Annotated in this window: 9 protein-coding genes; 6 read left to right on the top strand and 3 right to left on the bottom strand. The window is 71.3% G+C overall.

Annotated features, from left to right (window positions below):
- Positions 1–8: 8 nt before the first annotated feature.
- The 3 genes from ACFY0D_RS32595 to ACFY0D_RS32585 all read right to left on the bottom strand — a co-directional run bounded on the left by ACFY0D_RS32595 (position 9) and on the right by ACFY0D_RS32585 (position 2,675).
- Positions 9–953: a TauD/TfdA family dioxygenase gene (locus ACFY0D_RS32595; RefSeq protein ID WP_390801556.1), complete on the bottom strand. Its 945-nt coding sequence runs from the start codon at positions 951–953 to the stop codon at positions 9–11.
- Between the two features lie 139 nt (positions 954–1,092).
- Entirely contained in the window at positions 1,093–1,890 is a 798-nt protein-coding gene (locus tag ACFY0D_RS32590; protein ID WP_390801555.1) for an enoyl-CoA hydratase/isomerase family protein, read from the bottom strand.
- Entirely contained in the window at positions 1,887–2,675 is a 789-nt protein-coding gene (locus ACFY0D_RS32585) for a thioesterase II family protein (RefSeq protein WP_390801554.1), read from the bottom strand. Before ACFY0D_RS32585 ends, ACFY0D_RS32590 begins: the two co-directional genes overlap by 4 nt.
- A gap of 190 nt (positions 2,676–2,865) precedes the next feature.
- Between ACFY0D_RS32585 and ACFY0D_RS32580 the strand changes: the two genes are divergently transcribed.
- The 6 genes from ACFY0D_RS32580 (at position 2,866) to ACFY0D_RS32555 (ending at position 10,888) form a co-directional block, all read left to right on the top strand.
- Positions 2,866–3,891, top strand: coding sequence for a hypothetical protein (locus ACFY0D_RS32580; protein WP_390801553.1), 1,026 nt, complete (start codon positions 2,866–2,868; stop codon positions 3,889–3,891).
- An 18-nt stretch (positions 3,892–3,909) separates the two neighbouring features.
- Positions 3,910–4,791, top strand: coding sequence for an oxygenase MpaB family protein (locus ACFY0D_RS32575; protein WP_390801552.1), 882 nt, complete (start codon positions 3,910–3,912; stop codon positions 4,789–4,791).
- Entirely contained in the window at positions 4,788–5,810 is a 1,023-nt protein-coding gene (locus tag ACFY0D_RS32570; RefSeq protein WP_390801551.1) for a pyridoxal-phosphate dependent enzyme, read from the top strand. The genes ACFY0D_RS32575 and ACFY0D_RS32570 overlap by 4 nt, the downstream gene beginning before the upstream one ends.
- The gene (locus ACFY0D_RS32565; protein ID WP_390801550.1) at positions 5,807–6,868 is read left to right on the top strand and encodes an ornithine cyclodeaminase; all 1,062 of its coding nucleotides are present in this window, start codon (positions 5,807–5,809) and stop codon (positions 6,866–6,868) included. The genes ACFY0D_RS32570 and ACFY0D_RS32565 overlap by 4 nt, the downstream gene beginning before the upstream one ends.
- A 136-nt stretch (positions 6,869–7,004) precedes the next feature.
- Positions 7,005–9,083, top strand: coding sequence for a BTAD domain-containing putative transcriptional regulator (locus ACFY0D_RS32560; RefSeq protein ID WP_390801549.1), 2,079 nt, complete (start codon positions 7,005–7,007; stop codon positions 9,081–9,083).
- A gap of 152 nt (positions 9,084–9,235) precedes the next feature.
- Positions 9,236–10,888 carry a class I adenylate-forming enzyme family protein gene (locus ACFY0D_RS32555; RefSeq protein ID WP_390801548.1) on the top strand — a complete coding sequence of 551 codons (1,653 nt, stop codon included), beginning with the start codon at positions 9,236–9,238 and terminating at the stop codon, positions 10,886–10,888.
- Positions 10,889–10,891 lie beyond the last annotated feature (3 nt).

Here is a 10,891-nt window from a genome sequence, read left to right as displayed (position 1 = left end):
ACACCCCTCTAGTCGGACATCGCGACCAGCACACGCCGGTTCCCGGTGTACGGGCGGCGGCCGTGGCCGACCAGGATGTTGTCGATGAGGAGCAGGTCACCGGCGTTCCAGTGCACGTCCACGGCGTTGCGGAGGCCCGCTTCCTGGACATGGAGGATGTGCTCGGCGGGTATCGGGGTGCCGTCGGCGTACGAGGCCGACTGCGGCATCTCGTCCTCGGACAGCAGCTCCATCAGCAGGGCCGCGTCCTCCCCCAGGCCGGCGACGTGGAACTGGTCGGCCTGGTTGAACCACACCTCGGTGCCGGTGACGGGGTGGCGCAGGGTGCCGGGGCCGACCTGGCTGATCCACAGGGTTCCGTCGGACTTCCACTTCCAGTCGGCTCCGGTGCCGTCGAGGAAGGCCTCGACCTGCTGCCTGTCCCCGGTCTCGAAGGTGTCCTGCCAGCTCTTGCCCAGCCCGTGTCCGCCGTGCAGGTTCTGGGTGTAGCGGACGCCGCCGGCGAAGGCCTCGCGGACAGCGGGGTCGATGGACTCCAGCCACAGCTGCCCGTCGACGACGGGGGTGGCGCCGCCGGTGGACGGAGCCCGGTCGCAGTAGAACAGCAGGCGCCCGGGCCACTGGTGGGCGTACGACATTTCGTTGTGCAGGGAGATCTGGTACTCGGGCGGATACTCGGTGGACGTGTAGACGTTCTCGCCGACGGCGGCGACCTTGGTCCGCGGGGAGTTGCCGTGGACGTACGCCAGCCGCTGCGGCAGCAGGGCGTCCGCGACCGTGTCGTAGGTCCCCGAGGAGACTCCGAAGCCGCGGAAGACCAACGCCTTCTCCTGCGCCAGCAGTTCGGCGAGGTCGATCCCGGCGAGGTGGTCCACGAGCCCGGCCGCTGTCGCCTCGGCGCCGACGGCCGAGGGGGTGAGCTCCAACGGCCGCCAGTTCTCAGCTGTGTGCAACGCGCTGTCCTTCCAAGCCTTCGATCTCGATCGTGGAGCGGTGGCCGATGCTAGGCAGGTCCGGTGCGGGAGGGCTGGACGCCTGCTATACGGCACAAACTGCCTCTTTCGGGCTGCCTGTCGGCCTCGCCGCCGGGATCTACCGTCCGGGGAACCGGGGTGGGCGCCCCTCGCGAAATGCGGCCACGGCCTCCTCGACGTCCGCCGACTTCGCGGTGACGACCTGCGCGGCCGATTCGCGGGCGAGGGCGTCCGCCAGGGACGCGGCGCCCGCGTTGGCGTGCACGACGGCTTTGGTGACGGCGACCGCGACCGGACTGTTGGTCGCGATGTCCGCGGCCAGTGCGAGCGCCTGCGACAGCAGGGCGTCGCCGGGTACGACCCGGTTCACCAGCCTCAGGTCGAGCGCCTCCTCGGCGGTGGCGGTCCGCCCGCTGAGCAGGAGGTCGAGGGCGGAGCCGAGCCCGACGATCCGCGGCAGCAGCCAGGAGGCGCCCAGGTCGCCCCCGGAGAGCCCGACCCGCACGAACGCCGCGCGGCAGCGGGTGTCCGGGGCGGCCAGGCGGACGTCGGCGGCGAGCGCCAGGGAGAGGCCGGCGCCGATGCACGGGCCCGCGACGGCGGCGATCACCGCCTGCGGCAGCCCGTACAGGGCCCTGACCGCACCGGCCTGGCGCTCCACCCGGCGTTGGAGCTCCAGCGGGGGCATGGAGGTCATGCCCTCCATGCCGTCCAGGTCGAAGCCGGAGCAGAAGACCCCGCCGGCGCCGTTCAGGACGACGGCCCTGACGGAGGCGTTCTCGGCCACACTGCCGCACAGCGCCTCCAGTTCCGCGAGCATCCCGTCGGTGAGGGCGTTCTTGCGGTGGGGCCGGTTGAGCGTCACGAGCATGACGTCCGCCCCGATGCGCTCGGCCAGGACCGTGGGGGAGCTCATGCCGCCCGTCCCGGGCGTCCGGCGCCGTCGAGCCGGGCGGTGAGGTCCGCCAGGAGCTCGGGCGCCCGCTCCTGCAGGTAGAAGTGGTCTCCCGCGAAGGCCCGGAACGCGAAGTCCGAGGCGGTGTGCTCGGACCAGGCCCGCACGTCCGCCGCCTCCACGCTCGCGTCGAGGTCACCGTGGTAGGCGGTCACCGGAGCGCCGGTCCGCGGGCCTGTCTCCGCCCGGTAGGTCTCGGCGATCCGGACGTCGGCCCTCAGCGCCGGCACGATCACGGACCGGAGGTCGCGGTCGGCGAGCACCTGCCCGTCCATGCCGCCCAGCGCGCTCAGTTCCTCCAACAGGGCGTCGTCGTCGAGCCGGTGCAGGTTCCTGGACGGGCGCGGCCGCGACGGGGCGGACCTGCCGGAGACGAAGAGGTGGGCCGGCGGCGCGCCGTGCGTCCGCTCCAGGCGCAGGGCGACCTCGTAGGCCACGGCTGCGCCCAGGCTGTGGCCGAAGAACGCGACCGGCCGGTCCAGGAAGGGGGGCAGCGCCGCGGCGATGCCCGCGGCCATGGGCTCCATGGAGTCCACGCACGGTTCGCCGAAGCGGTCCTGCCGGCCGGGGTACTGCACCGCGAGCATCTCCACGTCCTGCGGGAGCAGGGCGGGCCAGGCTCGGAAGGTGCCGGCCGACCCCCCGGCATGGGCGAAGCACACCAGGCGCAGCCGGGGTGAGGGAACGTGGCGGTACCGGCGAATCCATCCACCGCACGAGATGACCGCGGGAATCGAAGAAGACATGTGACGCCTCTGCTTTGGATACCGGACGAGCGAAAGCTGTCGAGCTGCCCGCCTTGGTGAATCAACGCAAAACCTACCCCGGCCTTCCGCCCGTTCAAGAGGCAGTTCTGCATATAGGCGGCGTCCAGTCGGGGTGGATCAGCTGACCGTACGATCGGGCACGTCGATTTCCCAATCAACGGTTGGCGCGATGACTCCCCCTCTGCAAATTCCGCATATCAAGGTCGAATTCCTCCCGCACATAAGCCCGCTCGCCGATCGCGTGGAGGGGCATACCCGTGCATTCGTCCGCAGGTTCGGCCTGGTCCCGGACGAGGCCTCGCGGCGACACCACGAGGATTCCCTGCTGGGCACGCTGATGTCCCGGGCGTATCCCTATGCCGGGTTCGCCGAACTGGCCCTGGTGACCGACTGGATCAGCTGCCTGCTCGTCCTGGACGACCAGTTCGACGAGACACGGCTGGGCACCGACCCCGAGCGGATGCGCCTGGTGTGCGCGACGGTGCTCGGCTGGCTGCCGCCCGAGGGTCCGGGACCCGTCGCGGACACGGCCGGCGAGGACTCGTTCACCGCGGCCTTCCGGCCGGCGTTCCGCGACTTGTGGGAACGCACCTGCGCCTACACCACGCCGGTCTGGCGGAAAAGGTTCACGGCCCACATCGCCGAATTCTTCGAGACATGCACCTGGGAGGCCGGGAATCGCGCGGCCGATCGGGAGCCAGAATTCGACGAGTATCTGCGCATGCGCGGCTGCGCCCTTATGCCCTATCTCGACCTGGTCGAAGTCGCCCGGCACTGGGAAATACCGGAGGCGGTGTACGGACTTCCGGAATTCGCGGAGATGAATCAGGCCCTGTCGGACGCGGACCTGTGGACGAACGACCTCTTCTCCTGCGAGAAGGAGGCGCTGCTGGGCGACCCGCACAACCTCGTGCTGGTGTACCGGCGGGCCAACGGCACGGACCTGCAGACGGCCGCCGACGCCGTCGCCGGGATGATCCAGGGCCGAGTGGACCGCTTCACCGAACTGGCCGCGGCCTGCTACCCGAAAGCGCGCCGGGCGGGCGCCGACGAGGGGATGCGCGAGGCGCTGGAACTCCACGTGGAGGGGCTGCGCACCTGGATGAGCGGGCAGCTGCAGTGGCGATTCGAGACGGGCCGCTTCGACCCGGCCCGCCCCGGCGTCGTCGACGCCTCCGGCATCACGCCGCTCTGACCCCGGAGGCCTTCGGACATGCGAAACCGCTATGCCACGCTCCGCCACCTGCAAACGCTGGACCCCAAGGCCGACCACGAGCTGATCCACCGGATCTCCTCCGACCGGGAGTTCCCCTGGGACTACGGCCGCGGCCTGGAGGTCGCGATCTGGCGGACCTGCTGCGTGCCGGTGATCTCCGAGCTGCTCGACGGCACCGGAGAGTTCGCCCACCGGGCGCAGAAACGGTACGACGACACCCGCATCCTGCTCGGCGAGATGGTCAAGGCCGGCTACGACTCCGAGCGCGGCCGTCAGGCACTGCGCCAGATCAACCGCGCCCACGCCCGCTTCGACATCGCGAACGAGGACATGCTGTATGTGCTCTCCACCTTCATCTTCGAGCCGGTCCGCTGGATCGACCGCTGGGCCTGGCGCCGGGTCAGCACAGTGGAGAAGCTCGCCGCGTTCCACTTCTTCCTGGCCGTGGGCGAGCGCATGAACATCAAGGAACTCCCCACGGATTACGCCGAGTTCGAGCGGTTCAACCGGGAATACGAGCAGCGGATGTTCCGGCCCGCCCCGAGCAACCACCGCGTCGGCATGTCGCTATTGCGGCTCTACTCGTCCTGGTATCCGCGCCCCCTCGACGCCCTGGTGGGAGCCACGCTGCCGTGCCGGCTCGACGGGCCGGCGCTGCAGATGCTCGGCATCGCCCCGCCGGCGCGCTGGGCGCGCGCTCTGAACCGTATCGGGCTGCGGGGGCACGCGCTCGCGGAGCGGTTCGCGCCGGAGCCCGTCGGCCGGCTGCTGACCCGTCCGACAGCCAGGACCTACCCGGGCTACCCGGTCGGCTACGACCTGTCCCAGATCGGGCCGGGCGGCGTCTGCGCCCCGACCCGGGAAGCATCGAACAGGTGAGCGGCGGACTGGCGTCGCGCCGGCGCGTCATAGGCGGCACCCCTCTGCTCTCCCTCCGGGTCCCGCTCGGCGGCCGCACCGTACGTGTGCGGCTGAAGATGGAGGGGGAGAACTCCTTCGGCTCCATCAAGGCGCGTACGGCGCATGCCCTGCTGGGGTCGCTGGAGGCGGCCGGCCGGCTCGGCCCGGGAAGCCGTGTGGTGGAGTCGACCTCGGGGAACCTCGGCGTGGCGCTGGCCGGGCTCTGCGCCCAGCGTGGGTACCGGTGCACCCTGGTCGTCGAGCCCAGCACGCCCCAGCGCAGCCGCGACGAAATGGCGGCGCACGGCGCCGAGGTGGTGGTGGTCCGCGAGGTGCCCGGCGGCCGGACCCTGGACGCCCGGCTGGCAGCCGTCCGGGACATCCTGGCGAACGACCCGACCGCCGTGTGGACCGACCAGTACGAGAACCCGGCGAATCCCCGTGCGCACCAGTGGGGTACGGCGGCGGAGCTGGCGCGCGCGCTGCCCGCGCACCGGCTCGACGCCGTGTCCGTGGCGGTGTCCACCGGCGGCACGCTGGCGGGAATCGCCCGCTACTTCCGCGAGCACCGGCCGCGGACACGGCTGCTGGCCGTGGACGCGGTGGGATCGGCGGCGCTGGGCGGGGCAGTGGGCGAGCGCCCGTTCAAGCTCGCCGGCTTCGGCTCGGGGCAGAGATCGCGGTTCCTGACGGGCGACGAGTGGGACAGGGCGTTGACCGTGCACGACGTGCACGCGGCCATGGCCTGCCACGGGCTCTCGGAGAGCACGGGCGTCCGGCTCGGCGGCTCGGGCGGGGCCGCCGTACTGGCCGCACTCCTGCACACCCTCGACACGCCGGGTGATGGGGAGGTCGTATGCATCTGCCCCGATGCCGGAGACAAGTACGAACAGATATACGTCCATCCCCTTCCGGCGCCGCCGGAACCGGACCGCGGAGTCCTGACCGTCCTGAAGGCCCTGGGAGCGGCACGACTCGAGAACGGAGAGCCAGAGTGAGCACCGAGCCCGACACCACGATCCGATACCTCACGGGGGCGCAGGTCGAGGAGCTGAGCCGCGGTCTGAGGGTCGTCGATCTGGTCCGCGACACGCTCCTGGCCTTCCGCGACGGTACGGCGGGCCTCACTCCGGAGGCGGCGCTGCGCTGGACCACGCCCTCCGGCGCCTCGGCCCGCAGTCTGATCCTGCCCGGATGGTCGGGCTCCGGCTACGGATGCAAAATCATCAACAGTTCGCTCGGCAACCACGGCCGGGGAATCGACCGGGCGGCCGGCCTGATCGTGCTGGCCGACCCGGAGACCGCGCACCCGAACTGCGTCATGGAAGGCGCCCGGATCAGCGCCCTGCGCACCGCGGGTGTCTCCCTCGCCGCTGTCGACGCGGTCAGGGGCCTGACGTCCGTGACGAGCGTGGCGTTCCTCGGCTGCGGCCGGCAGGCACGGGCCCACACGGAGCTGCTGCTGGCCGAATGCGGACGGATTCGACGAGTGCTGCTGTACGACCGCGACCCCGCGTCCCGCGCGCGGCTGGCGGCGCAGTGGCGAGAGGCAGCGCCGGGCGTGGACGTGCGGGAGACGGCACAGGCGCAGGAGGCCGTCAGCGGGGCGGAACTCACCATCGCGGCCACGACGACGACCGAGTCCTATGTGGAACTGGATTGGATGCCCGCGGGCGCCACGTTCGTCAACGTCTCCCTGGACGACGCCTCGGAAGGGATGCTGACGGGCTGCGACCACCTTTTCGTGGACGACTGGGAGCTGGTGAGCGGAGACGACCACCGGCTGCTCGGAAGGCTCGCCCGGTCGGGCCGGGTGACCGCTCCCGGGAGCGCCGCATCGGCCCCGCTCGGGTCTGACCCTCACCACCGGAACGGCGGGCGGGCCGTGGACGCGGAGCTGTCTTCTCTCGTTGCGGGCGAATACGGCCGGGCCATCGAGTCACACCATCGCGTCGTGATCAATCCGTTCGGCATGGGCGTCCACGACATCGCGCTGGCGGACGTCATCCACGCCAAGGCCGTCGCCGCCGGTGTGGGCACCCGGCTGCCCAGGTAGCCGGTAGCCGGTCCACCGTCAAATCATTTATTCGGAAGGGAAATTGACACTCATTTCAGCGGCACTTATTGATGATGCCGCCTCGCCACAACCATGATCGAATGCGATCAAGCATGTCTTCGGATCGGGGGATTTCATGAAGACAGAACCGGCCGTAAGTGGCCTGACCACAAGTTCATTGGGCAATCTGGTGCGTCATCTGAGGCAGCGGGTGGGCATGAGCCAGCGGATGCTGGCTGAACAGTCCGGCCTGAGCATGCGGACCTTACGCGAGATCGAGCAGGACCGGGTCCCCAGGCCCCGTGCGGTGTCCCTGCAACGTCTGGCCGAGGCCCTGAACGAACCTCAGCTCTGCACGGCCGCCCACACCGGCGGACCGCTGCTCGCCGAAACGTACGACGAGACGGCGGAGTTCGGCATCCGGCTCCTCGGTCCCTTCGCCGCTCTGCGGGGCACCGTCGAACTGGACATCGGCACACCGCAGCAGCGGCACCTCCTGGCGCTCCTCGCACTCAACTCCAACCAGGTGGTCCACCGCAACGAGATCGTCGACGTGCTGTGGGGCGAGGAGCCCCCGTACTCCTTCCAGCAGCTCGTACACACGCACGTCTCGCGTCTGCGCGGCTTCCTCGACCGCCACCGGTCCGAGGAGCTGGGCGCCCCTTCGATCATCCGGCGCTCCGAGGGCTACCAACTCTGCATCGACCAGGAGCAGATCGACCTGCTCCAGTTCCAGGAGCTGTCCGCCGCGGCCGGCGCGGCCCGGCAGCTGGGCGACATACCGAGCGAGCACCGGGCCCTCGCGCGGGTCGTGCAGATGTACACCGGCGAGCTCCTCGAAGGCTTCGGCGAACGGCTCAGGGCCCACCCGGCCGTGGCCGACTACTACGGCATCCATCTCGCCGCCACCCTGCGCCTCGCCGACCTCGCCATCGGCGCGGGCCAGTACGACGAGGCCGTTCCGTGGCTGCGGCAGGTCCAGCGGGCCCACCCGCTGCACGAGGGACTGCATTCCCGCCTCATGGTCGCGCTCGCGGGCTCAGGGCAGCAGGTCGCCGCCCTGGCCGTCTACACCGAGCTGGAGTCGACGCTCCGCACGGAGTTCGGCATCGAGCCCAGCGCAGAGCTCCGGGCCGCGCACCTGTCCATCCTGGGCCAGGGTGCGCCGTCGTGGCCGGTCGGTCCCCCCACTCGACCGGCACAGCGCCAGGGGCCGGTCTCCCCCTGCCTCCTCCCGCGCGACGCGGAGGACTTCGTCGGCCGGAGCGAGCACCACCCCGTGCTCCGCACCCTCACCACGAGCCGCTGCGCGTCGGCCATCGGCAGCGCCTCCGTCGTCTCCCTCTACGGACCGGCCGCCGCCGGCAAGTCGGTACTGGCGGTCCGCACCGCGCACGCGAGCCGCCCGCACTTCCCCGACGGCCAGCTGTACGCGGACCTGCGCGGCAACACGCCCGAGCCGCTCCCCGCCCAGGCGGCGCTGTCCCAGCTCCTCCAGGCCCTGGGGGTCGCCGAACAGGACGTCCCCAGGTCGCTGGCCGGGTGCGTGACGCTCTACCGCAGCCTGCTCGTCGACCGGCGCACGCTGGTGGTCCTCGACAACGTCGCGGACGAGGAGCAGGCGCGCCCGCTGCTGCCGGGCGGCTTCAACACCTCTGTTCTGCTGACCAGCCGGGAGCCGCTGGCAGCTCTGGAGGACGCCCGCCACTTCCGCATCCCCAGCTTCACCACGGAACAGGCACGGGAACTCCTGGCCCGCATCGTCGGCCAGCACCGGACGGCCGAGGAGGCCGAAGCGGCGGCCGAGATCGTCGCACTCTGCGACGCACTGCCGCTCGCCATCCGGATCGTCGGCCTGCGCCTGGCCATGCGCCCGCACTGGAAGCTCGCCCACATGGCGCAGCGGCTGCGCGACGAGGACCACCGCCTCGACACGCTCGCCCAGGGTGCGCTGGCCGTGCGTCCGCGCCTGGAGGGCAGCCTCGCCTCCCTGGCGCCCGCCGAACGCGGGGCGCTGCACGAGCTCGCGTGCGCGGTGGAAGGCGCTTTCTCCGCCGACACGGCCGCACTCCTGCTGGGGTGCTCGCCCCAGCAGGCGGACAACCTCCTGGAGCGCCTCGTCGACCAGCAGCTGATCCAGCCCACCGACGGCCACGAGGAGACGTACGTCTTCTCCCCGCTGGTCCGGCTCCACGCCAGAGAACCGCAGCCCTGAGCGGCCTCCTCCGCCTCCACCGGCTGCTTCTCGTCCTCCGCTCCCTCTTCCCTCCTCATCACCTTCCTCCCTTCCCTTTGTGCTGCCCTGCCCTCGGCTGCCCGGGGCGCAGTGCGCCGCGTGCTCCTCCCGATCCGTACACGGAGTGATTCATGACCTTGCAGAACACGTCCCCGCCACGGGCCCTCCCCGGCGGCAGAAGAATGCTGACCGAGTCGCACTGGACCTCCGACACGAGCAGCGCCCTCGCGTCCCACACCGTCGGCTCCCTGCTGCGGGAGGTCGCCGCGGCACGACCGGAGCAGGTGGCCCTGGTGTCCGTGCCGGAGGAAGGCGAACCGCGCAGCTGGACCTACGCGGAGGTGCTGGCCGAGGCCGAGCGGGTCGCGGCCGGCATCGGTGAACGCGTGCCCGTGGGCGGCCGGGTCGCGATCTGGGCCCCGAACGTCGCCGAGTGGCCCATCGCGGAGTACGCAGCCGCCCTCGCGGGCGTGACGCTCGTCGCCCTCAACCCGGCGCTCAGGGCACGGGAGCTGCTGCACGCCCTGCGCGCGTCGGCCTCGGCCATGCTGCTGTACGCCGAGCACAGCCGCGGGTACGACATGGCCTCCGTCGTCGAGGAGGTCCGGGGCGAGCTCCCCCTGCTGGAGCACATCGTCCCGCTCTCCGACTGGAAGGAGCTCCACGGCAGTACACCGGTGCCCGCCGAACGCGAGCGCGCCGCCTCGGCCGTGCCGGCGCAGATCCAGTTCACATCCGGTACGACCGGACTGCCCAAGGCGGTACTGCTGTCCCACCAGGCCGTCGTGAACGTCTCGCGGTTCACCTTCGACGTGCTCGGCATCCCCGACGGGGCGGCGGTGGTCTCCCCTCTCCCCATGTTCCACACGGCGGGCTGCGTCATCTCGTGCCTGGGCCCGCTGTGGTGCGGCGGTCCCTTCATCCTCCTGGAGCGGTTCGACCCCCGTCTGCTCCTGAAGGTGCTGCGGGACACCCCCGACGCGGTCCTGACCAGCGTGCCCACCGTGCTGACGGCACTGGCCCACGCCGCGCGCCAGGACGAGGCCGCAGCCCCCCGCGTCGGTGCCGTGCTCACGGGAGGGGCCCCCGTCCGCTCCCGGCTCATCGCCGAGGTGGAACAGCTCTTCGACACCACCGTCTTCAACCTCTACGGGCAGACCGAGCTGGCCTCGGTGCTCACCCTGACCCGGCCCGAGGACGACGCGGTGGAGAAGTCCGTGACGGTCGGCCGGCCGCTGCCGCACGTCGAGTGCCGCATCAGCCACCCGGAGTACGGGCACACGCAGCCCCTCGACGTTCCCGGCGAGATCTGCGCCCGCGGCTACCAGCAGATGCTCGGCTACTTCGGGGACCCGGACGCCACCGCGGCCAAGACGGACGAGGACGGCTGGCTCTACACGGGCGACCTCGGCTCGATGGACGCCACCGGGGCGGTGCGGATCATCGGCCGGCTGAGCGACGTGATCATCCGCGGCGGCGAGAACATCTCGGCGGCGGAGATCGAGGGGTGCCTGCTGCACGACGAAGCCGTACAGGAGGCGGTCGTGGTGGGCATCCCCGACGACGCCTGGGGCGAGATCGTCGCCGCCGGCCTGCTGCCCGCGCCGGGCCGGACCGTCGACCTGGAGGCGCTGCGGACCGCGTGCCGGGAACAGCTCTCGCCCTACAAGGTGCCCCAGCTCTGGTACCTGCTCGACGCCCTGCCCACGACGCCTTCCGGGAAGGTCCAGAAGTTCCTCGTCAAGGAGCAGATGGCCCAGCTCCGACCGGTCCTGCAGCCCTGACCG

Origin of the sequence: Streptomyces sp. NPDC001502 (genome assembly GCF_042894785.1) — a bacterium.
Lineage (GTDB): Bacteria > Actinomycetota > Actinomycetes > Streptomycetales > Streptomycetaceae > Streptomyces > Streptomyces kutzneri.
This window is presented reverse-complemented; position numbering and strand designations above follow the sequence as displayed.

Excerpts from the sequence above, each read along its gene's own strand:
- ACFY0D_RS32590 (WP_390801555.1), bottom strand. The coding sequence starts at position 1,890 with ATGAGCTCCCCCACGGTCCTGGCCGAGCGCATCGGGGCGGACGTCATG.
- ACFY0D_RS32585 (WP_390801554.1), bottom strand. The coding sequence starts at position 2,675 with ATGTCTTCTTCGATTCCCGCGGTCATCTCGTGCGGTGGATGGATTCGC.
- ACFY0D_RS32580 (WP_390801553.1), top strand. The coding sequence starts at position 2,866 with ATGACTCCCCCTCTGCAAATTCCGCATATCAAGGTCGAATTCCTCCCG.
- ACFY0D_RS32575 (WP_390801552.1), top strand. The coding sequence starts at position 3,910 with ATGCGAAACCGCTATGCCACGCTCCGCCACCTGCAAACGCTGGACCCC.
- ACFY0D_RS32560 (WP_390801549.1), top strand. The coding sequence starts at position 7,005 with ATGAAGACAGAACCGGCCGTAAGTGGCCTGACCACAAGTTCATTGGGC.
- ACFY0D_RS32555 (WP_390801548.1), top strand. The coding sequence starts at position 9,236 with ATGACCTTGCAGAACACGTCCCCGCCACGGGCCCTCCCCGGCGGCAGA.